Genomic DNA, 22,865 nt, shown 5'->3' with positions numbered 1-22,865 from the left:
GAGCCGTGTGAGGGGAAATCTCTCAAGCACGGTTTTGTAGGCGAGGCGGAGTGGTGACGCTCCGACCTTAGCCATCGGGGTTGTGTTGAAAAGTCTTTTTGAGAGCCATCAACACGTAAAATCTTCATGGTTGGCAACCCAAGTATCTGTACAACCCTTTGGGGTCGAGGCAGGTAAAACTGCTTAAGCCAGAAACGATGTTACTACGTGGGACAAGTTCGGCGTAGTAACAACAGTTCGGAATCCTTGCTTTTCAAAGCGAGGAGAGTTCAACTTAAGTTAATTAATACTTAGTATTCCCAAACTTTGTCAGCACCCCGCACGCTTCGTGACGCGGCTTCGCGCCTCCTAATTTTAGTTAGCTGACCCGCCTAGGTCTTAACTGACTACGTTATCAGCAAGAGTTCAAGTTCCCACCTACGAATGCGTGATGCCAGTTCGCTGCTCTGGAAGCCAAGGATTAAACAGATTTACGAGGGGTAAATCAGTGTAGTACGGCAAAGTACCGACTAATAACATTGGCAAGGCTCACATTACCCCTATTGGGAGGCACGTTTGTGCAAACCATTATGCGTACAGGGTTACAAAATATTAGCAAGGAAGCTGCCCAAGCGAAAGTAGATTGCAAAACTACCCGGTATCAAGTAACCCCAAGGCGGTAATGGAGTGTAGACGGCAATTAAAATTGCCCTTGTCACGTTTCCTCCGCCGCGCTAAGCTACAAAGTTTCCATGCTCCTGGGGGTTTTTAGATGAATATTCAACGTTGGATTGCTCGGCGAGAACCAAATTGGCAGCGTTTAGACGTATTGTTAACCCAGGTAGAGAAAAAAGGGTTAAAATCATTAAAATCTAGTGAAATCAGAGAATTAGCAAGTTTGTACCGTTCGGTTGCAGCAGATTTGGCACGCGCCCGCACCCAGCAGCTGGGTAACACCCTATTACAAAATTTACATCTTTTAACAAACAGAGGCTACGCGCAAATTTATCAAGGTTCTCGCCGTCAGGAATGGCAAGCAGTACTGCAATTTTACCGTTGGGGACTACCATCAGTCGTGCAGGAATCATTTCCCTACATTGCTGCAGCCTTTGCTACGTTCTTGTTAGGAGCATTAGTGGCTTGGTGGTACGCATGGCACGATCCAGTTTTTATGTCTGGTGTAGTTCCAGAACGGTTAATCAAAATGGTGCGAGACGAGCATAAATTGTGGATGGGATCGATAGTTGGTATTGAACCTTTAGCTTCAAGCGGTATTACGATCAATAACTTGTCAGTCTCTTTCGGTGCTGTTGCAGGTGGGATGACAGCTGGAATCTACACAGCTTACTTGATGGCGTTTAATGGGTTGTTAATTGGTGCTATTGCTACACTTGTAGGTCAAAATAATCTGGCATATCCATTTTGGGCTTTTGTTTTGCCACACGGATCTTTAGAGTTACCTGCAATCTTTTTAGCAGGTGGGGCAGGTTTTTTAATAGGGAGAGCTATTTTATTTCCTGGTAAATATCGTCGTATAGATGCACTAAAGTTTTATGGTTCTAAGGCAGCGCAGCTAGTTTTTGCTATTGTACCAATGTTAGTTGTTGCTGGTATTATTGAAGGATTTTTCTCTCCCAATCCCTCTGTGCCAGAGCCATTTAAGTATATTGTAGGAATGGGATTATTTGTGGGTTTAGTAGTCTATTTCAGCCGCCAGCAAAAAAGCAGTAAAAATATGCTTCACAAGCAAGAGTACCAGCCTCTAGCAAAACAGTTCCACTACCTGCAAAAGGATCGAGAATAACTGAGTTAGATAAACAATATGAGTTTAATATGACTTCAATAAGTTGTGGTGAAAACTGACCGCGCCAAGTAAACAAGTTAGCTCTAGTCTTCTCAACAATGTCAAGGCTTTCTTGAGGAATGGGTTTATCAAACTCTTTCAACTATCAACCTTCCCTATTTCTCTGTACCATCTAGCTACTTATTATATACGAGTTTCTTAAAGTTGCCGATCGCTCGCCATCTTCAAATCCAACCCTTCTTTACGACAACGAATATCGTAGTAAACAACAGCTTTAACTGACTGCCAAAAAGGCATCGTAAAGACTCCTGTAACTGTATTTAATATAAAAAAAACTAACACCCCTAAAAGCGAATCATTGTCAGGATTATCTAAGAAAGACTGAAAGAATATCCCTAAAATTCCACCTATTAATAAACTACAAACAAACCAAGACAAAGTAAGCAGAGGGACTGTTATTAATACAGAAATGAAAATAACTCCTAAAATCCGTCTGATGTGACCTCTTGTAATTTTCCAGCTTGTACTAATAGATTGGAATGAGTTTATCTTATCTAAAACTAAAGGTAGATCGGTGACAAAAAAGTAAGTATAAAACCAAAAAGGGCTAATATATATAGCAGCAACTGTTGGAACTATAATGATGAGAAAGAAAACACTAACTAAGGGATTATTAGAAAACAATCGTGGCGAAGTGCCAAGGAAAAAGGAAATAATTAAAAAGAGACCGCCTGCAATGAGAGAAGATACTATGTAAAATGCCAAAAACAGTATAATAACTGACAAAATAACGAGAATAGCTGTTAATAAAAATTTCCAAAAATTATGATTGACTTGACTTTTTGCAGCTTGAACTGTTTCTGGATGACCGATTAAATCTTGAAAAGCTAAACGAGAGATTAAACCAGCGATCGCATAAAATTTAGCCCAACCGTAAATGGGAACTAACAACCATAAATGTGCAATGAATGCTAATTTAAAATACAGTTTTAAGTGGGAACGGTATAAGTAAAAACCTAAGTTGACAACATTGCCGATACTAAGCTGCTGCATTCAATTCAAACTCAAACAACCAATACATCATAACCGTTGCAGCAAATCCTCGCGACTAGTATCGCCAAATCATTCTTGACTAAGTGTAAATTCTACATTTGTACTTGATTTGAAGCTTGAGGAACTACAGGTACGGAATTGGACGTATTTCCAAAACTTTGCAATTCCTCTTTGTAAGGCTGACTTGGCAATGTTGTTTCATCAGTGGAGGTGATGACACCTTGTGAAGCTGTGTTGTCTTGACCGGGAGTTGTTGCTGTCTTCTCTTCTATGAAAAATGCTTCTTGGGATGGAACTGACAGAACTTCAACCTCGTCAGCACGTGCTTGAGTATATGTTCCGAGTGAAAGGGATAGCGCCAATGAAATCAAGCCTAATTTCACAAAGCTACGGGTGGTGAATTTGGTTTGCTGTGCTAAAAGGTTTTTCATAGGACTCCAGTATAGATAATTCAGTGCGGTTTATTAAATTCAATCTATCCGTATCTACACTGGGGCTTTCTGACGTTTCGGAAAGAATACCGAGAGCATACGCAAACTTTATAAATGTAAAATCACAGTAAATTGCGTGCTTTGAGTCCTAAGTAGCGATCCACAAGTTGGTTACTAATTTGACTTGCAGGTGCATCAAGTACCAAGACCCCTTTTTGTTTGAGTTGAGCAAATGCGACTTGTCGTTGAGCCAATAAATCCAAGGAGACAGCACGGGTATAAGCAGCCGTGACTTCACTTTCTGGTGTATGTGCTATACGGTCAACGAGAGGATCGCGCAGGGTGACACAGAAGGGGAGATAGCGGGGTGTCAGTCGGGTGAGTGCTGCAAGGAGTTCGACAGAAGCTGTCACATCTACTAAATCGGTAATGACAACCACAAGACAACGCCGGGATTGCTGCTGCACAACACTCGTGACCGCACCTACATAATCTGATTCCAGTAATACGGGTTGAATGGGAGTGAGGCGATCTATAAGATGGCTCAAGTGATGTTGACCCCTTTCTGGGGGAATCCACAAATGCATTTGACGGTCAAATACCCCTACGCCTACGCGATCGCCTCGATGCAATCCAGCCAAAGCTAGGGATAAAGTCGCATTCAAACCCCAATCGAATCTTTGTAAACCTTGGACTCGTGCAGTCATTAACCGTCCTCTGTCAAGCAGAACGAGCAAAGTTTGTTCTTGTTCTGGTTCCAAAACCCTAATTAAAGGGGGTGTATTGCCATGAGTCCCTACGCGACGGGCTGTGGCTTTCCAATCAATAAATCGCAAATCGTCACCCATACGGTAGTTACGCAATTCGGCAAACTCAGTACCAATACCTAGTTGTCGGGATTGGCGGTTGACTCCAGAAGATTGTAGTGTTAGGCGAATGGAAAGCGATCGCAATCCCACTAGATCCGGATAAACTTTAACTTTCAAACTGTGAAGAATCTTTCTATTATCCCAAGCTAAACCCCAAGCGCCGAGTTGTCTAACTTGGATATCACCCCAAGGAAACTCTCCTCTTTGACTTGGGTGAACCGTGTAAGTGAGTTCTTGAGTGCTGTTACCAGGGACGGTGGCGTTAAGGAGTGGTATAGATACTCCAAATTCAGTTGGGTAGAAGTCGCGGATTTGAAGAGTGGCTGTAACTTTTTCCGATCTGACTTTGAGTAAAATCGGGTTATCCCGCCCAATGGACAATCTTGATGGTAACTCCCGCGTTACCTGCACGCGATGGCGTCGGACTCGCAAACCATCGATAAGCATCAACACTAGCACCACCACATCAAACAGCAAAGTCAACAAGATGCTAGTTGGAATGCTAAGAAAGATAGCGATCGTTGGTGCAATCAAAATTCCGAATATTAATAAGAAATAGACTCGTTTAGATGGAACCATAAATAACTTTTTACCTTCTCTACCTTTATTTTCATCTCAATGCACTATAGCAATTCCTATATGCGTGAGGTACAAGAAGAAATAATTAACCGCAGACTGTAGCAGACGAACGCTGATAAATTACTAGACTCAACTAAAATGATAATAAGCCTTCCAAAATTTCAGCAGTTATCTGAGAGTGATTAGGCATTTCTCCAATATACAGGTAATCGTACTGTTGATTCTTGGCACAGTGTCCATACAGTAACCCTCCAAAGAGTAAGCGATACCGAAGGAAATCAACAAATTTAATTTCATTACCGTCATCAGATATAGTACAGTCTGCTTTAGCCATACCAACCTCAAACCTCATTGGCTCACAAGTACTCATAGTCATACCAACTGGTAAGAAGTTTACAGTCAAAACTTCTGGGTCTATTTTGTTTTGAAGGCAATAGTTGCGCGTCCAGTTATCGACTTTTCCTTCTCTCCAATCTTGCCTAAACTTTTGTTTTGACTCTAAAACCTCTGTCAAGCTTTCTTCTAAACTCAAAAAGGTAATTCCTTGCATATACCAACGTAGTTCATCATCATCTAAGTAATCAGACTTCTGTAAGTAACTGGAAAAGCTTACAGCTATTAAAGTTGGGTCAAGAGTCTGAATTAAATCTTTTGATATGGATTTTAACGCAAACAGATTGACTAAATGAACACATTCATACCAAGCACGAACAGAAAATGGTAGCGTTCCCCACTGTTGTTCAAAATCATCTAATAGTTGTAAGGTATGGGATTGAACTGGAACAAGCACCCTTTTGGGATCTGAAAATTCAAAACCTAATTTCTTAAGCCGATGTACTATTATCTCTAAATTGAGTTTGACACGCCTCATAATCTCACGCGCAACAGCTAGAGCATCAGCCCTCAAAGATGGCTCAATAATTTCACCTAATGCTTGAAGTTCAGACCAAACACTTTGGCGATCGCCTGCCAAATAACGCGAGAAAAATGTTGGTGTCATAACATCAACAGCCCTTGGAAGAGAATGCAATCCGACGCGATCCTCATAGCATAGCTCAACACTTCTAATTCTGGCAAAATTTAGTGGTACTTTACATAAAGTTACAGAGTTTGCTTTAATTATGCCTACTTACTTATACTCAAAATAAACGTCCGAAATGCAATATCAAGTTTTTATTCAGAGTCAATCCGAAGAGCATTTTGTAGCATCCGTTGTAGGTATGCCGAATTTAACTGTTGAGGGTAGAACGGAAGAAGAAGCAATCTCCAAAGTGAAATCCTCCTTAGAAGCAAAATTAGCAACGGGTAAGTTTGTAACCATTGAAGTAAATTCACAAGAGCGATCGCATGAAGCTAAACCCCAAATGAAGTACGCAGGAATCTTTGCTAACGATCCAACATTTGATGATTTCATGGAGAAACTCGCTGTCATCCACAAAGAGTCCAATGCAGTAGATGAGTGATGACAATTTATATTTTAGACACGGCTCATCTTAACTTATTTACACTGAAATTTTTTCTAAAAAATTCACCTGAGATACCACTTGTATGCGTATTGAATTAGCAGCCGCCGTCGCAATTTCTTCTCGCTCGGAATCTGTCAGTAGTACTAAAAGCAGGGATTTTAAGGCTTCATGGTTGGATATAAATTCCTCACCGTATAAATCATCTTGTAGCAAAGCAGCTTCTAAATGAGGAACGAGTTCAGGTGTCGGAGATAGTAACCGTTGTTTAACGAGTGCTCTAGCAGTTTCTGTTGCAGCTTTTGTACCTATACCTAAATCCCATGTTTCTATTATTAGTCTAACTTCACGATTGAGAGAGACACGCAACGTTGATAGGCGACTAAATAAAGGAAGATTAAGCATTAACGGTGTCAATAAACCACCCCAATCTAAACCAGCACCGATAGTAACATTTACTTCTTCTTCTATGCGAACAGCCTCTTCCAACCATCCTTCGCCAAACAACAAATCTACTGCCTCTTGAGTTGTTACTTGCTCGTTTGCTTCAAAGTCACCTTTTTGCTGTTGGTAGCTCATAAATTTTACCTTGGAACTGGAACTTTATTCAAAATTGATGAAATAACTGCATCAATTTGTACCCCATCTAGCATTGCTTCTGGTTTAAGAATAAAACGATGGCGTAGCAAAGGAGGTGCAACAGATTTTACGTCATCAGGAGTGACAAAATCTCTTCCTGATAGATATGCAGCTGCTTGAGATGTTTGCAACCAAGAACCAGCAGCACGAGGTGATGCACCTAATGTTAGATCCGGATATTGACGCGACGATCGCACTAATGCCAAAAGATAATCAATGGTCGCGTCAGAAACTTTCACTTCTCTAACAGCTTGTCGTGCTTCCAAAATTTGCTCTACAGTTGCGACTGGTTGCAAACGAGAAATATCGGATCGCCTTGCAGCAAATCCTGCTTGACGATTGAGTAACATTTGCTTTTCTGCGGCTTGGTCTGGGTAATCGACTACCAGTTTAAATAAAAACCTATCTAACTGGGCTTCTGGCAATGGGTATGTCCCTTCAAACTCTAGGGGGTTTTGCGTTGCGATCGTCCAAAATAAATTTGGTAAAGGCAAACTCTCACCATCTAGCGTGACTTGCATTTCTTCCATTGCTTCCAACAGCGCCGCTTGCGTTTTTGGAGGAGTCCGGTTGATTTCGTCTGCAAGCAATACTTCCGTAAACACTGGTCCCTTTCTTAAACTGAAACTGCGGGTGGTTAAATCAAAAATATTTGTCCCAGTGATATCTGAGGGTAAGACATCGGGCGTCAGTTGAACGCGGCGAAAATCAGCTTGAATCAACTGTGCTAATACTTTGACCAAAAGAGTTTTACCAGTTCCCGGTACTCCTTCCAAAATAACGTGTCCACCTGCTAGCAGTGCTACCAATAACTGCTCTATCAGGGTAGATTGACCGACAACTACTTGATTAAGTTCGTGGTTGAGGCGATTTAATACAGGATTGGTTGAATTCATTTATTGATACAAAATTAAACAAAATATAAGAATTATCTGTTCGTGAAGAACGGGTGGTGCTTATCTACATAAGCATACCGATTTTTGTTATACGTTAGAAGTCGGTTAATTGGCTACTCTTACAAAAAGTTAGATCCCCGACTTCTTTGAGAAGTCGGGGATCTGGGTACAGCCAATTATGACAAATGAAAGAGGATTACTACTATATCAGTTTTTCTTATAAAATATTGTGAGGAGCGATCGCGGTAATTTCAGAAAATCTTCTAAAATCACTTGTGTTAAACGTTAACAGATTGGTGAGATTATGAGCTATCATCGCTGCAACTAGTCGAGCATCATGAGAAGGGTTCCCGGTGAACTTCAACAGAATTCTCACTGCTTGAACGGAGGATTTATGCATTGAATGAGTCTCTTGGACACTCCGCAACAAAACATTTGTATCAACCAGGTAGCTCATAGCATTTCATCTTCTCTAGTGTAGATACTTTCACGACTGATTGCATCATCTGAAAGAGGCGGCGCTTGTATTGAAGAGTGACTTTTAGCCCAATTTACAAATCTTTCTGCTCGTTCTTGAGGTGACAGTGTGAGGGGTGTAGGTTGGGATGAGGATACAAGCAAGTTTTCGACTAAAGTTTTCAACAATACTTCAACTAATATTCCTTGAGCTGCTGCTTGACTCATCAAACGGGATTCCATTTCGGGTTCTAGTTCAAGTATGATAGCCATAATAGGTGTCAATACAGTTAAAGAAATTAGTTAAATTAACTAAAATTATTATAATTCACCATATTATATGAAGTGTATGGCATTGCTACAAAAATATTGTAATGCTAGTACTCGATCGCGTTTCCAAAAGTTTGTGGTCTACTGACATTAGTTCGCTACTATAGATAGGCAAAAGGAAACAAATTGGTGATTCACGTAAACACACAAACGCTGCCGTGTTGGGATATGAATGGACTGTATCCCAAAATTGAATCAGCTGAATTTACATCTGAACTTCAGGCTACTATCAAAGCTATTGACGAATTTGAGGCTCTGTGTAACCAGTATCATGTTGGTCATCAGCTTTCGACTATCCTTGACAAAGACACTATTGTATGCGTAGAAAAAGTTTTGGTTCACTACAACGAAACGTTGGAAACTGCCGAATCAATGCACAACTATCTTCGTTGCTTGATGGCAGTGGATTCTTCTAACGAAACACTACGGAAGCATTGGAGTACTTTCCTGGTGGCGCATACCCGCTTATCACCTCTCAAAACGCGGTTTTCTGCCTGGATCGGTTCGCTTGACATCACACAACTGATAGCTTGCTCATCCTTAGCATACGAGTACTCTTTTGTACTGCGCCAAAGCCAAAAGCAATCCCAATACCAAATGTCAGTAGTGGAAGAGTCTCTGGCTGCTGAACTCCAAATTACAGGTAGTCAAGCATGGTTAGACTTGTATAACCAATTGACCAGACAGCGAAAGGTTTTGGTTGAAATTGACGGTGAGACCCGTTCGCTACTACCCACAGAAGCACAGCAACTAGGACGCCACCATGACCGCGAGATACGTCGCCGAGTCTACGAAGCAGAGATAGCTTCATGGGAACAGCTAGCAGTCCCTCTAGCTGCATCACTCAATAGTATCAAAGGAGAAACATTAACTTTAGTTAAACGACGTGGGTTAGCCTCACCGTTGGAAATAGCTCTCAACAGAGATCGTATCGATCGAACAACTCTTGATGCAATGCTGATTGCAGTGCGCGAAGCGTTGCCTAACTTTCGACGTTACTTGCACACCCGCGCCAAAGCGCTTGGTCTGCCAATTCTTGCTTGGTACGACCGAGGGACAATACTGAACGAGCAGGAAGAGGTATGGTCGTGGAAGCGAGCTGTCAATTTGATTGTTGAGCAATTCACAACCTATTCGCCTCAGCTTGGTCAAATGGCTGAGCGAGCATTTCGCGACAAGTGGATAGATGCTCTTCCTCGCTCCGGGAAAGATTCTAATGGCTTCTGCTTACCTCAACGCGGTGACGAGTCGCGTATTCTCGTTAACTACACGCCAGTTTTCAAAGAAGTAAGTACATTAGCCCATGAACTTGGTCATGCTTACCATTTTATGAAGTTGGCACAGCGACCCATGCTTCAACGTACACCTGTTCCCTTAACCTTGGCTGAGACGGCAAGCATCTTTTGTGAGACATTAGTACGTCAGGGTGCATTACTAAATACTAATAAAGGTGAACAATTAAATATTTTGGATGCTTACCTCTGGTCCGCATGCAACCAAGTGGTTGACGTATATAGCGTCTTTACTTTTGAGCAACGGCTGTTTGAACAACGACAGCACACCACACTTTCTGTAGATGCACTTAATCAGATGATGCTAATAGCACAACAAGAAGCTTACGGTGATGGACTCGATTCAAATATGCTCTTTCCCTATCAATGGGGTAGAATGCTGCTTTATTACATAGAAACTTTCTACAACTACCCCTATACTTTCGGACTTTTGTTTGGACTGGGACTCTATGCTTGTTATAAAGCAGAGCCAGAGTCATTTAGAACTAAATATGACGATTTGCTGGCTTCAACAGGGATGTACTGTGCTGCCGAACTAGCAGCACGTTTTAATATCGACATTTGTACACCTGATTTTTGGCGTCTTGGGCTAAATCTCATACAGCAGGATATTGAACGCTTTCAAGCACTTGTTGGCTAAGTACTTTGACTAAAGAGTGCTCTATCGGCAAAACCATAGCATACGCCAACAGACAAATCGCAGCAATAGCTCAAATAAATAATCTGACTTTAGTAACAAATAATGTTGCAGATTATACCGATTTAAAAAATTTAAATATATATAGAAAACTGGCTGCCAATTTGACCAAATTAGTTCTGTAGAGAAGGTTTTGTGGTGGGCTTTAGCCCTACCTACTGTACTTACTTTGCAGAATCAAAAATCTGTTGTGCTGTTAAATTTAATTCGGGAAATATCGCTGATTGTATGCGCTTATTGTCTCGAAATAGAGTAACTTGGTACTCGTTTTCTATCAAATTGTAAACAGAGATAGTTGGTTGTTTGGGATTACCTATAAATCTTCTTCTACCCAAAGCAGCATAGTCTACTATCCAATATTCTGGAATACCCATCATTTCATATTTACTCAGCTTCAAATAATAGTCATCTTGCCAGTTAGTACTTACAAGTTCAACAATTAGCGGAATTGATGTTGGTTGACTAACTGTTGATTCTTTTTTCCATAAAGGCTCATTCACCAAGTTGTCACTATTTAATATTAGAATATTAGGTAAATATCCTGATTCGTTATCTATAGGTTTTACTATTGCTTGATTGGGAATGAAATATGGAAGTTTTAAACGTTTAAATTCTACAGTTAATTCTCCAGCCAAAAAGCCTTTGACTTGCTCGTGTTCGCCAACTGGTACGAAGATTTCAACAATGACTCCATCATGTAGTTCATAACGACGCTCAGAATTTTCTGGATACCAAGCTATAAATTCTTCAAAAGTAATTTGTTTTGGATGAGCAAGAGCCATGTTATCACCTCAGACTTTTTTCGTTTTTAAAGATTCTTAGCTAATTAGGACTTACGCAACCTTAACGGTATTTTGGGGATTCCACGCGATACCGATCCCCCCATCTCCCCCCAACCCCAGAGGGGACCCCTAGCCCCCCTTTTTAAGGGGGGCTATGCGTAAGTTCTAGCTAATATCTTTTGCCTTATTATTTTCCATTTTTCCAGCCAACTGACCAGTTCCTTTTCACTCAAGCGGCGTTTTTGAGATTGTAAGTTTAACACTTCATCTAATTCTGTAGCAGCCACCCCTGTCTGTTGTACCCAAGCATTAACTAAAGTTGGACGGTCGAGTAATTGCTGTCCCAAGCCCAAAGCTTTTTGGAGTTGCAGTTGTTCTTCTTTGCCAACCATCTCTACTACAAAATCCCTCGATTCGGCTTTTTGTAAAACTCCTGCTAATGCTTGAATGTAAGCTTCACTGTTATCAACAACAGGCGTCTCTAGGGCGACTGGTTTACCAAATCGTCGATTTTGTCCCCAAATCAGTATTATTAATAGTACACCTCCTTGGACAAACGCTGGCATTAAGGGAGTTTGTGCGAAGTAACTCCATATGTCCCCTTTGCCTTCTTGTTTCCTAACGCTAGGTTCTTTATAGCCGTGAATGTACTCGTCTACAAACAATAAGTTACCTTTCTGACTGACTAAATCTGCTAAATACTGGAAATTTGCTGGATTATCTTGATAAGCATTAGCCCCTAAGTAGGGAGGAATGACAAAAATTGCTGTTCCTTTACCGTAGTTTTCTTCCCACACAATTGCACCAAAACGATCGCCCAAACTAATTTTTTCTCCTCTATTAAATGGGTGTCGCCGTCGCGTATCAATCTTGACTTGACCCGCAGAGGATTCTTGCATTGTGGTAAACTTTGCAGCTGTTACCGGTTCGCGCACTCCAACAACGGCTAAGCGATTCCCTTTTTCTACCCATTCTTTCTCGTCACTATATAAAAAAGGCTGTCTTTGGTAACCAGTTATTTGTACAAAAGTTACTGGACGTTTCTCTGCATCTAGATCCCTAAAAGGTTTTTGCCAACGTTGGATGCTAGTTCCCCGACTTTCCATATAAGCATACCAAGCCCCATATCCTTCGGGATAACGGCTATAAGTAGAACCACTATTATTTTTACTAGTTGTTGGAGCTGATATAAAAGTTAGTAATACAAGTACACAGATTACCAATCCCCCAATCCAAACAAGACGATTTGAGCGCTTCATAATAAATTGTTATGGTAGGTTGGGTTGAGGAACGAAACCCAACATTTCATCGAATCATTGAGGAACGAAACCCAACATTTCATCGAATTATTAAATATTATTTCGTTTTACCCAACCCATACAATATATTTGGCACGTTAAGATTTATTTTACAAATAATCTCTCAGTAGTTATTTATTGAAGAGCAATTATCCATTAGCACTTAACTCTTCATAAGCTTGTTGGCAATGCTCATAATTTTCAGAGTTGACATCAACATTGCTAAAACATAACTGCTCGTGAGTTGTAATCAAAGTTTCATAGGGTTGTACGGGAGTTACAGACATTTGTAGCAATTGTAAATACTCCCCGTCTGTACGGCTAGGTTTGTGGGGCAGAACTCCGCGATCGTGTAAATGCTGCAACATTGCAAAGTATAAACAGCGACAAGCTTCGCTGTAATTTCCTTGGCGATAGAATTCTTGCGATCGCCCTAACCATATCGCCACTGACACTTCGCTTTCTTTGCCTTTATTACTAGAACCCCTTGAATGATTGATTTTTGCTAACCAAGCATAAAGATAAGGATTAAGCGATCGCCATAACCGCCAACCAACCCATAGTAAGAATAAGCTGAGTAACAGCCAAAATATAAAGTTTAGTGCGTTAAACAGCCAAGGGCTGATTTGCCATCCATTAGGCAATTCCGGTTTAAATTGGAAACCAGAAAACTGATACTCTATCCATTCTCCAACTTGTTGTTGCAATTGGGTAAACTGCCAATTCCAACTTGTTTTTTCAAAAGAATCTAAGGACATAGAAACAGAGGCGGATACAACTTACAAAGACAAGCGAGACGCCTGTTCCACAAAACTAACAACTGTACGGGCGTGGTGGTAAGAGCGCCCCTACCAACAACTCACCACTAACAACTAACTTTGTGTCCTTTTTATCATGAGTAGCCAAATAAGGGAGTAAACCGGAGTCAAACACCATCATTTGTTCACTTTCTAGGCTCACTCCGTAGTCGCGAACAGTAGTACGCGGATCGTAGATCCAACCACTTGGAGCGTAGTTCGGTAGGAACCAATGGGCAGTCTACCCAAGCCCAGTACAATGAAAGTGAGAGGTGGCGTTCTCGTTCTAGTTTCATTGCACACCCAAAACATTACTGTTCTGGGCTTTCTCTCGTGCAGAGTTAGCCTGATACTTTGTACCTGTCCTAAACACGAGATTAGTTCTGTGTCGTAATATCGCCCTTAGCCCTATGTTACGTGCGGCATTCAAGCCAGAGTGAGCAACGTAGCCATCAACTGTCCCCACGAAGTTAGTCCCAGATTGATAGGACTGGAAATCAAACAAGGTAGTAGGGAATTGGTTACTACGCCAGACCGGATAACCCCAAGGGTCAAATCTCGATGTATGACGAGGGTTAACCCTTGTTGTGAGGATGCCTTCGTCTTGGTAAGCTATTCGACTGACTTGCTGGTACACTTTGGATTTCAACCAGTAAGCTCGTTTCTGATTTGAACGACGGGAATATTTGCCATGTTGAGGTTTGAGGTTGCCTAGATGCTCGAAACAGATGACAGAACATCCCCATGTTTTGGCAAACTTAACAATCTGTCTTGCGTAGACTCTACCTGCTTCAACTTCACCGTTGTGTAATTTTTGCCACATAGTAGAGCCAAAGCCTTTTTCAATAGTTCCCGTTTGTCGCATTTTTTGAGCTATCCGTCCTAGTTGTCTCTTCCTACGCTTTGTGTGGCTAGTTTGATTGATGAAGTGACGTGCCACCTCAAACACTTCGCCCTTAGCGTTGACTTCTAGTACTGAAAGTATGGCGATCTGACGATCTAAATCCATGTCTACACCCATGACCCTAAAAGAGTCCTGAGCCATAACTGTTTTAATTCCTCCCGTTGCTGGAACGTATTTTTGTAATGGGAAAACGATGAATCGCTCCCGACCTTTGATGACTATTGATGGAGAACCTTTTACCCAATCTGCATCTACTAGGGGTGCAAAGTATTGGAATTTCACCCACTTCCACTGACCATTGACTAGTATTTTGAGTAAAATTGACTGCCCATCATCATCCTTCCATACCCCAGCATCAAAACTGGGAGAGAAGTTGAAGGAGCGTGGCTGCACTGGGGGTCGATGATGCTTTTGTTTTTTGGGACGGTTTAACCACCTTTGATAGTTGCTATTCCAGGACTCCCAAACACCAATAGCTTTTCTGATAGCAGCACGACGAAATTGCACAGGATACCTGTCAAAAGGGAGTGGATAAACAGCATTCTCCCCGATCGTCAGCTTTTCATAAAACCGCCATCCTCCATCTTCCTCTCGTGGCAGGTCAATACCTTCCGGATGTGTATTAACTAGTGCAAAGTAGAAACTTACAACTTCGTTAAAAGCTGTCTTGGTTTCGGTCAAATCAAATCCATTGCGCTCTAATTTACACTTGACGCTTTTAGTTGCAATGTTGAAACCTTTCTTCTTCTTCAGCACTAATTAATCACCTCCCAAGTTTTTTTGATAGATTTATTAGCATAGCTATAAATTCTAAATTCTGCAATTAGGTTTCGGGAAAAAATGAGTAAAAAATCAACCAGTTTTTTACGACGAAAAGAAAGAAAAGCATATGGTGGGATTGACCCCTACGGCATGGAGAAAACTTCAAGCCATCGCCATTGATGCCGATCTGAGTGTAAGTGAGTGCCTAGAGCGCATTATTAGACAGATAGACAACGATTGACTACGTTTTACTCCAATTTTTACTTATCTGTGTCATGACCAACCCAAGAACGACAAGCAATACACCGGATGCCAAAAATCCTAAATCCCAAGCTAGCTGGTGCGGTCCTGGTTTCACGTGGTGAATGCCAAGAATATGATGGTCTATGATACCTTCAACGAAATTGAACAATCCAGCACCAATGAAGATAGATCCGAAGTAAAGGTTGAATGACCAAGGAACATCATCGCGTCGCCCAGCTCTCCACAGCAAAATCACTCCTATGACTGTCATTATCCAGTCAAAAGCATGAAACAAACCATCCCAAACCGTGTTTATATCTATATTAGAGATTGTGGTTGGCGGTTTAACACTGCTTAACATATGATGCCATTGGAGAATTTGATGCAAGACTATGCCATCAAAGAACCCACTCAAACCCAAACCTAGAAAAATTCCAGCAACAATCAAGGGCGTGCGATCGCTCTTAGCGCAAGCCGTACCCGGCTTATCGCTTTTTTCGCTTTCTGCCTCCATCCTCCACCTCACATCGTCTACTGTTGCCTCAGCATAAATCTGTCTTCCAAACCTGTCCTCTACCCAAAGACACTTACTGCGGAAGAATTGAAGTTTACCCAGATCTTGCTAGTATCTACAGTTAGGGGAGAAAATAGAAGCATAAAAAACAGATTTTCATATGACTATTTATTTTTACAAGGTTTGGCAACCCTACGGCTGTTTTTCTAATTTTTCGTTTCACTCCATCCGACTTAATGGTGTTTGCTGGTCTACAGTCGAGCACTATTATCAAGCTCAAAAGTTTGTTGGAACGCCAGATACGGTAGTTATACCTCTGATCTATGATGCTGAAACACCAGAGCAAGCGGCGGCTTTGGGTCGCGATTGTACTCGCCAGGTTCGTCGTGATTGGGAGGTCGTCAAAACTCAAGTTATGAGAGAAGCTGTCCTCAAAAAGTTTTTAACTCATGCCGATATTAGAGAAATTCTTTTGTCTACAGGCGACCAACTTATTGTAGAAAATTCTCCTACCGATTATTTTTGGGGATGTGGAGTCAAAAACACGGGTCAAAATTATCTAGGGAAAATCCTAATGACTGTGCGAGAAGAGCTTCGTACTTTACCATCCTTGTCAAAGATGTCTGATTCTCTGAGATTTCAAGTTTCTAATTGAACCAGAGAATCTACCGTAATATATTAATCTTGGTGCAATAATTCCAGATTTTGGCAAAACTCATGAAACAGCTCCTCAACCAAGTAGGTAATTTGACAAAAAACATCAAATTACTAATTCTGCCGCTTGTGATGGTAGTTCTTACTTCTTCTCTGTTTGTTATGCCTGCTATGGCTACAGGTGTATATCAAATACCAGATATCACACCAGGTAGCAATTGGGTAATCGACCAAGGTGAAGTTCTTAGCCGTTCTAATGAAGGTAAAATTAGCACCGCTTTTGAAGACTTGGCAAACCAAACGGGGAAGGAAGTCAGATTTATTACAATTCGCCGTCTTGATTATGGTGAAACTCCGGAGAGCTTTACAAAACAACTCTTTGAAAAATGGTTTCCTACAAAAGAAGCACAAGCCAATCAAGCGCTACTAATGATTGATACTGTAACTAACGGTATCTCAATCGTAACTGGTGAAAAAGTAAAATCTTTGATGTCAGATGATGTTGCTAATAGTGTAGCAAATGAAACATTAACAGCACCATTACGGGACGGCAACAAATACAATCAGGCGTTTTTAGACGCAAGCGATCGCATAGTCGCCGTCCTCTCTGGGGAACCCGATCCGGGACCACCCCAAATCGCTGAGAAAGTACAGGTGGAAGGTACCTTCACAAAAGCAGAAGATACCGACCAAGGTAATGCAACTGCTTGGGTGATAGGGCTTCTCATTGCTGCAACCATTATCCCAATGGCAACATACTACATTTATCAGATTAATCAGCCATCATCGAATGGTTAATAGGGACTAGGGATTGGGGACTGGGGACTAGTTTCCAATTCCCCAATCGCCAATCCCCAGTCCCCAATTAATCCTGAACATAGTCTTGCCCTGTCACCAAAGCAATCTCGGCGCGAAGGAATTCCCGACCTAAATAAGCAGCGTGGTCTAGCTGAGTGACCGGACAGGGTTGAGTTTCCTCGAAGATTCTAACGCAGAGTTCTTTTGCCGTTCTGCCACTGAATACTACAGTGTGAGTTCGTTCTACTTTTCCCCGTGCAGGAATCACTAGCCCTGTTTCAGGATCGACCGCTAAGCCGCGATCGTCAACAACATTTGTATAATGCTTAGCACAAATTAAACCTTCTTCCCGATTCAGGTAAATAATAAAATACCCTCCGGGATCGAGATCGATATGACGATGAGAAAGCTTTTCATCAATTACCGCTAAATCTGAAACAGTCAAATCCATATTCACCTTAAAATTCACATTCAAAAATTGGAGTTTTTACCTTTACATAACTCCTTCTTAAGTTTAGCGGACTCCGCAAAAAGCCTCTCGCCAACTGCAAAATAGAAGTCGGTAAGACGAATTTTACTGTACCAAGTGCAAAAGCAGAGAGCAAAGCAGTTATATAAAAAAACGTACAAATCATAGAAACTTTCCCAGCTAACGAAGTTAACCTGGTCATTGGTCACTGGTTACTGGTCACTGGTCACTGGTCACTGGTCACTGGTCACTGTTTTTGAAAATGGCAACTCCTCATTAATTCCATCAATCTCCTGCTGTTCGAGTTCATTCACTTGATGAATGTGGGGACGCAGAATCTGTGACAAACGGTTGTTGTAAAAGCGATGCAGGCTGTAATTAGCAGTGGCTGGAAAACCGCGACGTTTTTTATGCCGTCCACCCGCACCGGGATCGAATGACTGAACCCCCTTTGCGATCGCCCATTCGATTGGTGAATAATAGCAAGCATCAAAATGCAAACAGTCAATTTCTTGAAAAGAACCCCAGTAGCGTCCATACATCCGGTCGTCTTTAACCAAGCAAAAAGACATCCCTATTGGCTGACGGTTATCCTGTTCGTTGTAGGCGGCAAAAAACACAACCCGGTGACGGTAATGGGTATGGAGTTGTTCAAAAAAACGCTTTGTTAAGTACTTACTACCCCACCAGCCAAATTTATCACAAGTGTCTGCATAGAACTGGTACATCAGGGGAAATAAAGATTTAGGAATTTCATCACCAAACAAAGGCTGTAATTTTAAACCTGCTTTTTCCACAGCTTTCCGTTCGCGTTTAATATTGCGACGTTGATTGGCATTGAAAACTGACAAGTAGTCATCAAAAGTACTAAACCCGGAATTTTGCCAAATGTAGCTGTGGTGAAGCCAAGGAGTAAAGCCTTGACTTTCGAGAATGGGACGCCACTGTGGATCTACGTAGAGAAAATGACAGCCAGATATACGATGTTTGGTACAGAAACTGTCAATTTCACGAACCATCATTGCTGTTATTTGATGCTCATCCTCTCCCGGTGCAATCAAAAATCGATACCCTTCAGCAGGTGTAAAGGGTGACATTCCAAGCATTTTTGGATAATATTCTATACCAATACGTTGTGCTAAGTCAGCCCATTGATGATCGAAGACAAATTCGCCATAACTATGCCCTTTAATGTACAAAGGCGCGGCGGCGATGAGTGTTCTGTCCCGCCATAAAGTTAAGTGATTTGGCAACCAGCCAGTATTAGCAGTGGCACTTTGGGAGGTTTCAAGATTATTCAGCCACTCCCACTCTAAAAACGGGGTTTTAAGTGGCAAAGCCAAAGCATCCCATGCATCTTTGGGTACTTCGGAAATTTTGTTGTTCCAAGCAACTGAGTAACGAGGCTTTAGTTGTTCCAACATTTTTACAGTAAATACTACGCAAGATGCCAATTTTGAGTTTGAACTAGCAGTTCTGGGAAAAATTCCCGAAAATCGTTTTCCAGATCCCGCTCGTGTGCAATCAATTCGCTAACAGCTAGGTTTAAGGTGAAGGGTTTAGATAGCCGCATTGACAGTCTGTGAGATATTCTCCTCATAGTGTTTTCCACACCAGCCAAGTTACGATACGATCCCAACCAGTCCTCAGCAGCCATTCGGTTTAAAATTGCTCTTACGGGTGCAGGTAATTGCCCTGGATAAGCTTGAAATGACTTATATATTTGATCTGTAAACTCATCTAGCGGGATATTTGAGTACACAGACCAATTGCTGGCTAGAAAGTAATCGTAGAAGACGTCTACAAGTATTCCAGCAAATCGTCTGTATTCTTGACTAATTCTGCCTTTACTGCATCGAACAATAGAGTGACAATCAGTAAATTTATCAACAAATGTATGACATTGTATACCTCTTTGGATACCAAAGTTCAAATTCTGGCGAGCTGAACCTTTGACTAAATCAGCAAGGAGGTTTCCCAAGCGACTTTCAACGTTCTTTTCCGACAAAAATAAATGAGCTAGCCAGTTCATCTTTTTCTCTATAGAAAAACGACACAGAAATTTTGCGCTAAGGTCAAAATACCTAAAGTGATAATTGTATTAAATTTTAACACTATTCTTTCGATCTCTTAAGAAAATAGTGGAGAAAGACTTCTTGTTCGATAGTGCGAACTTCTAATAATTGTAAGCTCGGCGCTAGCTCGGGTAAAAATCCATCTCCTTGGACTGGTGTAGGTGCGGCTGCACCGCCTACGATCAACGGACAAATCGTCAACCAAAATTCGTCAATTAAATCCATTGTCAGCATTGACGAGACTAACTCACCACCACCCAAAACAGCCAAACGTTTTATGCCTACAGTTCTCAGATGTTTTAACCCAGCCTCTAAGTCGATTTCTCCTGTTGGTTTTTCAAAGACTAGTATTTTCTCAAAACCCGAACTATTTTGCCAACCCAGCGATCCTGGTGATGTAGTTAACAACCAACGGCTAATTTTTTGCCGAAAAAAGCGAATCTCCGGATTTATGCGAGCAGAATGTGTAATTACTATTTGTATCGGCTGGGGAGGCTTTCCTGCGCGATCGCGTTGTTGCAGCAGTTGTGGGTGTGATACGGTGAGTGTTGTACCGTAGGCACGGAGAGTACCAGCACCGAATATGACGGCATCAACCAAAGCAATTTGTTCTTCGAGATGGGCTTTATCAGTTTTTGAACCAAAGCGAGCAGGCGATCGCGTGACATCTGATATTTTGCCATCTGCACTCATTGCTAAGATTACTATGGTATGTGGACGGTCTTGCACAGTTCAATTGGATAGATGATTTTTATGTTTTCAAAGAAATCTCTTACTTTTAACAATACTATGCTGGAAACTTTCTATGATTGAAATTTCGTCATCGCGATCTGCACGGAAATGACAGTTGCATGGGCAAGATTTTTTATGAGGGTTTGTATACTTGACTTCTTTTTCCTATTGCACTCTTTTAAATTTTAAATAGGATTGTAAGATAGGGAATTTTGTAACTCAAGAACAATAGCAACTTTTTTGAGTTGCTGCTGTGATTGGCACATAATTAAGAGAGACAGCCGATGGCGAAACCTCGTCAATCCTCCTTTCGGAGAATTTTAGTATCAAAAATTTTGCTACTGTCAGTTCCAGTTTTATTGATAGGGGAGATTGTAGCTTATAAAAAGGCACGCTTTAGTCTGCTGGAAACAGCTCGCCAAAATTTAACGGAGAGTGCCATTATTAAAGGCGAGAAGCTTGTAGAAGCGAGTGCAGCTTTAAAAATCAATTTAATCAACGCCAGTCAAACAACGACGGTGCGATCGGGTTTACCTACAGAAGTACAGCGATTTCTGAGCCAGATTGCGAAACAACTACCAAAACAAATCGATTGCATTCAATTAATCGACCCCAAAAATAATAATATTTTAGCTAGTACTTGTGGTCTAAAATCATTGGGAGAAGTCAAATTTCCGTTTTCCAGTGAAGGTTTTAACGTTGAAGCAATATTACCAGCAAAAGTTGGAACAACTGGTCAGAAAAATCTACGAAATAACCTACAACTCATGCTATCAGCACCCGTGTATGATAGTGAAGAAAATATGCGTTATGTCTTGAGATTTAAATCAGTTATAATGCAACAAAAAATCAGTAATAAACTGGGTTTATTAACTGGAGCTACAGTCATTATTGCTGAAAATGGAACAATTTTAGCGCATCCAATAGCATCGCGAATAGGAACGAATATAAAACAGCATGCGGATGCTTCAAGACTCGAAAGTATTGTTAAAAATGCTTTAGCAGGAAAGCAAGAATTTTTACATTTATTTTTTGAAAATGAAGGCGAAGAATTACTAGCAGGCTATACAGCTATTCCAAGCCCCTTAACAGAAGGAGAAAATAAAAAATGGATCGTAATATCAGTGACCAATTTAAATGATGCTCTTTACGGGCTTCAAGACATAAAAATTATTCTTGCCGTTTTAACATTCGGTTTGATTGGAGCCAGTGTATTAGCTTCACTGTATGTAGCGCGTTATTTAGCACGCCCTGTAGAAAAACTTAGAGACTATGCTTTGAATCTCCACCTCAACGAATCTACACAACCAGTTCCTCACAATTTTCCCGTTCGTGAATTTAACCAATTAGCGCAAGCGCTACATCAAATGTTGAGTCGCCTTAAAGTTTGGGCAGAAGAGTTGGAATTAGCATGGAAAGAAGCTAAGGATGCCAACCAAGTAAAATCTCAATTTTTAGCAGCAACTTCCCATGAATTAAGAAATCCGTTAAACATCATTATTAATTGCGTTCGCATAGTTAGAGAAGGGATGTGTGATGACAGAGAAGAAGAACTAGAATTTCTCAAGCGTGCCGATGATACTGCAATTCACTTGTTAGGTATTATCAATGATATTCTTGATATTTCCAAAATAGAAGCAGGCAAGCTATCAGTTGTTCTCAAACCTGTAGATTTAACACAAATTTTAAAGGATGTTATCAATATACAATCTGTTAACGTGCAAAAAAAAGGTTTGCAATTAAATATTCCACAACTAGAAGAAACCATACCAGTAAATGCTGATTCATCAAAGTTAAAACAAGTACTTATTAATGTTATTGGAAATGCTACCAAGTTCACAGAGGAAGGAAGCATTACAATTTCTACGGATATTCAAGAGGATAATGATAAAGCAGAGGTTATCATCAAAGTTAAAGATACAGGTATAGGGATCGATCCCACACAACAGTCAAAACTCTTTCGTCCCTTTGTTATGGTTGAAGATGCCAATGCTCGTAAGTTTGGCGGTACGGGATTGGGTTTGGCAATATCACGAAACTTAATGGAACTTATGGGAGGTACGATTACCCTCGAAAGTCAAGGGAGTAACTTGGGGACAACAGTTACAGTAACTTTGCCTTTAATTGATATCTCTTTGTTGAGCGATTCTGACGATCGAGAAGGCACAAAAAATATTACTATCTCTCAAAATCAACAAATAACAGCACAAGCGGGAGATATAAACCATAGGGGTAATTTCTTACCATCCAATGTTAATAAAGAAATTAAAAATCCTAAATTTAAAATGCCAGATGTAAAATTATCAGAGAAAAGTCACCTAATTTAGAGACTAATCTATTAGAGGATAT

The 22,865-nt window shown here is 41.0% G+C and carries 26 protein-coding genes; 6 read left to right on the top strand and 20 right to left on the bottom strand.

The genetic code is table 11. The features are described 5' to 3' along the window. The first annotated feature begins 751 nt into the window (after window positions 1-751). On the top strand, window positions 752-1,783 hold the full coding sequence (locus tag ACKTT2_RS11185; protein ID WP_407886695.1) for a stage II sporulation protein M: 1,032 nt from the start codon (window positions 752-754) through the stop codon (window positions 1,781-1,783). Here ACKTT2_RS11185 and ACKTT2_RS11180 read toward each other — a convergent pair. The 5 genes from ACKTT2_RS11180 to ACKTT2_RS11160 all read right to left on the bottom strand — a co-directional run bounded on the left by ACKTT2_RS11180 (window position 1,686) and on the right by ACKTT2_RS11160 (window position 5,715). Next, complete coding sequence (locus ACKTT2_RS11180) at window positions 1,686-1,925, bottom strand: DNA methyltransferase (RefSeq protein ID WP_407886693.1); 240 nt, start codon at window positions 1,923-1,925, stop codon at window positions 1,686-1,688. The two genes, ACKTT2_RS11185 and ACKTT2_RS11180, sit on opposite strands and share 98 nt — an antisense overlap. Before the next feature lie 56 nt (window positions 1,926-1,981). Then, a complete protein-coding gene (locus ACKTT2_RS11175; protein WP_407886691.1) occupies window positions 1,982-2,836 on the bottom strand; it encodes a hypothetical protein in 855 nt (284 codons plus the stop codon). Between the two features lie 92 nt (window positions 2,837-2,928). After that, window positions 2,929-3,267: a hypothetical protein gene (locus ACKTT2_RS11170; protein WP_407886689.1), complete on the bottom strand. Its 339-nt coding sequence runs from the start codon at window positions 3,265-3,267 to the stop codon at window positions 2,929-2,931. Window positions 3,268-3,389: 122 nt separating this feature from the next. Further along, window positions 3,390-4,715, bottom strand: a complete 1,326-nt coding sequence (locus ACKTT2_RS11165; protein WP_407886687.1) for a DUF58 domain-containing protein — start codon at window positions 4,713-4,715, stop codon at window positions 3,390-3,392. Between the two features lie 133 nt (window positions 4,716-4,848). Further along, window positions 4,849-5,715 carry a hypothetical protein gene (locus ACKTT2_RS11160; protein WP_407886685.1) on the bottom strand — a complete coding sequence of 289 codons (867 nt, stop codon included), beginning with the start codon at window positions 5,713-5,715 and terminating at the stop codon, window positions 4,849-4,851. A gap of 157 nt (window positions 5,716-5,872) precedes the next feature. On the opposite strand from ACKTT2_RS11160, the gene ACKTT2_RS11155 reads away from it, so the two are divergent. Further along, window positions 5,873-6,178, top strand: coding sequence for a type II toxin-antitoxin system HicB family antitoxin (locus ACKTT2_RS11155; RefSeq protein WP_407886683.1), 306 nt, complete (start codon window positions 5,873-5,875; stop codon window positions 6,176-6,178). A 39-nt stretch (window positions 6,179-6,217) separates the two neighbouring features. On the opposite strand, the gene ACKTT2_RS11150 is transcribed toward ACKTT2_RS11155, so the two are convergent. From ACKTT2_RS11150 to ACKTT2_RS11135, 4 genes are all read right to left on the bottom strand, one after another. Next, the gene (locus ACKTT2_RS11150) at window positions 6,218-6,757 is read right to left on the bottom strand and encodes a hypothetical protein (protein ID WP_407886681.1); all 540 of its coding nucleotides are present in this window, start codon (window positions 6,755-6,757) and stop codon (window positions 6,218-6,220) included. 5 nt (window positions 6,758-6,762) lie between these two features. After that, on the bottom strand, window positions 6,763-7,713 hold the full coding sequence (locus ACKTT2_RS11145) for an AAA family ATPase (RefSeq protein WP_407886679.1): 951 nt from the start codon (window positions 7,711-7,713) through the stop codon (window positions 6,763-6,765). A 217-nt stretch (window positions 7,714-7,930) separates the two neighbouring features. Continuing rightward, on the bottom strand, window positions 7,931-8,170 hold the full coding sequence (locus ACKTT2_RS11140; protein WP_407886677.1) for a hypothetical protein: 240 nt from the start codon (window positions 8,168-8,170) through the stop codon (window positions 7,931-7,933). Next, the gene (locus ACKTT2_RS11135) at window positions 8,167-8,442 is read right to left on the bottom strand and encodes a hypothetical protein (RefSeq protein WP_407886675.1); all 276 of its coding nucleotides are present in this window, start codon (window positions 8,440-8,442) and stop codon (window positions 8,167-8,169) included. The genes ACKTT2_RS11140 and ACKTT2_RS11135 overlap by 4 nt, the downstream gene beginning before the upstream one ends. A gap of 186 nt (window positions 8,443-8,628) precedes the next feature. Here ACKTT2_RS11135 and ACKTT2_RS11130 point away from each other — a divergent pair, with 186 nt between their 5' ends. Next, window positions 8,629-10,431: a M3 family oligoendopeptidase gene (locus ACKTT2_RS11130; protein ID WP_407886673.1), complete on the top strand. Its 1,803-nt coding sequence runs from the start codon at window positions 8,629-8,631 to the stop codon at window positions 10,429-10,431. Between the two features lie 221 nt (window positions 10,432-10,652). Here the strand turns inward: ACKTT2_RS11130 and ACKTT2_RS11125 are convergent, their stop codons facing one another. From ACKTT2_RS11125 to ACKTT2_RS11100, 6 genes are all read right to left on the bottom strand, one after another. Beyond that, entirely contained in the window at window positions 10,653-11,270 is a 618-nt protein-coding gene (locus ACKTT2_RS11125) for a Uma2 family endonuclease (RefSeq protein WP_407886671.1), read from the bottom strand. Window positions 11,271-11,422: 152 nt separating this feature from the next. Then, a complete protein-coding gene (locus ACKTT2_RS11120; protein WP_407886669.1) occupies window positions 11,423-12,529 on the bottom strand; it encodes a DUF4350 domain-containing protein in 1,107 nt (368 codons plus the stop codon). 188 nt (window positions 12,530-12,717) lie between these two features. Next, window positions 12,718-13,326, bottom strand: a complete 609-nt coding sequence (locus ACKTT2_RS11115; protein WP_407886666.1) for a DUF4129 domain-containing protein — start codon at window positions 13,324-13,326, stop codon at window positions 12,718-12,720. A 55-nt stretch (window positions 13,327-13,381) separates the two neighbouring features. Beyond that, window positions 13,382-13,528 carry a hypothetical protein gene (locus ACKTT2_RS11110; RefSeq protein WP_407886664.1) on the bottom strand — a complete coding sequence of 49 codons (147 nt, stop codon included), beginning with the start codon at window positions 13,526-13,528 and terminating at the stop codon, window positions 13,382-13,384. A 129-nt stretch (window positions 13,529-13,657) separates the two neighbouring features. Continuing rightward, window positions 13,658-15,025, bottom strand: coding sequence for a hypothetical protein (locus ACKTT2_RS11105; protein WP_407886662.1), 1,368 nt, complete (start codon window positions 15,023-15,025; stop codon window positions 13,658-13,660). 247 nt (window positions 15,026-15,272) lie between these two features. Then, on the bottom strand, window positions 15,273-15,788 hold the full coding sequence (locus ACKTT2_RS11100; protein WP_407886660.1) for a DUF2243 domain-containing protein: 516 nt from the start codon (window positions 15,786-15,788) through the stop codon (window positions 15,273-15,275). A gap of 160 nt (window positions 15,789-15,948) precedes the next feature. Between ACKTT2_RS11100 and ybiA the strand changes: the two genes are divergently transcribed. Next, the gene (gene ybiA, locus ACKTT2_RS11095) at window positions 15,949-16,443 is read left to right on the top strand and encodes a riboflavin biosynthesis intermediates N-glycosidase (RefSeq protein ID WP_407886658.1); all 495 of its coding nucleotides are present in this window, start codon (window positions 15,949-15,951) and stop codon (window positions 16,441-16,443) included. A gap of 62 nt (window positions 16,444-16,505) precedes the next feature. Continuing rightward, complete coding sequence (gene psb32, locus ACKTT2_RS11090) at window positions 16,506-17,240, top strand: photosystem II repair protein Psb32 (RefSeq protein WP_407886656.1); 735 nt, start codon at window positions 16,506-16,508, stop codon at window positions 17,238-17,240. Window positions 17,241-17,307: 67 nt separating this feature from the next. Here the strand turns inward: psb32 and ACKTT2_RS11085 are convergent, their stop codons facing one another. From ACKTT2_RS11085 to ACKTT2_RS11065, 5 genes are all read right to left on the bottom strand, one after another. Continuing rightward, window positions 17,308-17,691, bottom strand: coding sequence for a DUF4346 domain-containing protein (locus ACKTT2_RS11085; RefSeq protein WP_407886654.1), 384 nt, complete (start codon window positions 17,689-17,691; stop codon window positions 17,308-17,310). 7 nt (window positions 17,692-17,698) lie between these two features. Further along, complete coding sequence (locus ACKTT2_RS11080) at window positions 17,699-17,911, bottom strand: hypothetical protein (RefSeq protein ID WP_407886652.1); 213 nt, start codon at window positions 17,909-17,911, stop codon at window positions 17,699-17,701. A gap of 31 nt (window positions 17,912-17,942) precedes the next feature. Further along, on the bottom strand, window positions 17,943-19,133 hold the full coding sequence (locus ACKTT2_RS11075) for a GNAT family N-acetyltransferase (RefSeq protein WP_407886650.1): 1,191 nt from the start codon (window positions 19,131-19,133) through the stop codon (window positions 17,943-17,945). A 14-nt stretch (window positions 19,134-19,147) separates the two neighbouring features. Next, a complete protein-coding gene (locus tag ACKTT2_RS11070) occupies window positions 19,148-19,741 on the bottom strand; it encodes an acyl carrier protein phosphodiesterase (protein WP_407886648.1) in 594 nt (197 codons plus the stop codon). An 82-nt stretch (window positions 19,742-19,823) separates the two neighbouring features. Continuing rightward, window positions 19,824-20,513: a RibD family protein gene (locus ACKTT2_RS11065; RefSeq protein WP_407886646.1), complete on the bottom strand. Its 690-nt coding sequence runs from the start codon at window positions 20,511-20,513 to the stop codon at window positions 19,824-19,826. Between the two features lie 287 nt (window positions 20,514-20,800). On the opposite strand from ACKTT2_RS11065, the gene ACKTT2_RS11060 reads away from it, so the two are divergent. Next, window positions 20,801-22,843: an ATP-binding protein gene (locus ACKTT2_RS11060; RefSeq protein ID WP_407886644.1), complete on the top strand. Its 2,043-nt coding sequence runs from the start codon at window positions 20,801-20,803 to the stop codon at window positions 22,841-22,843. Window positions 22,844-22,865: the final 22 nt, after the last annotated feature.

The organism is Scytonema hankhaensis NUACC26, assembly GCF_045865695.1.
Lineage (GTDB): Bacteria > Cyanobacteriota > Cyanobacteriia > Cyanobacteriales > Nostocaceae > Scytonema.
This window is presented reverse-complemented; position numbering and strand designations above follow the sequence as displayed.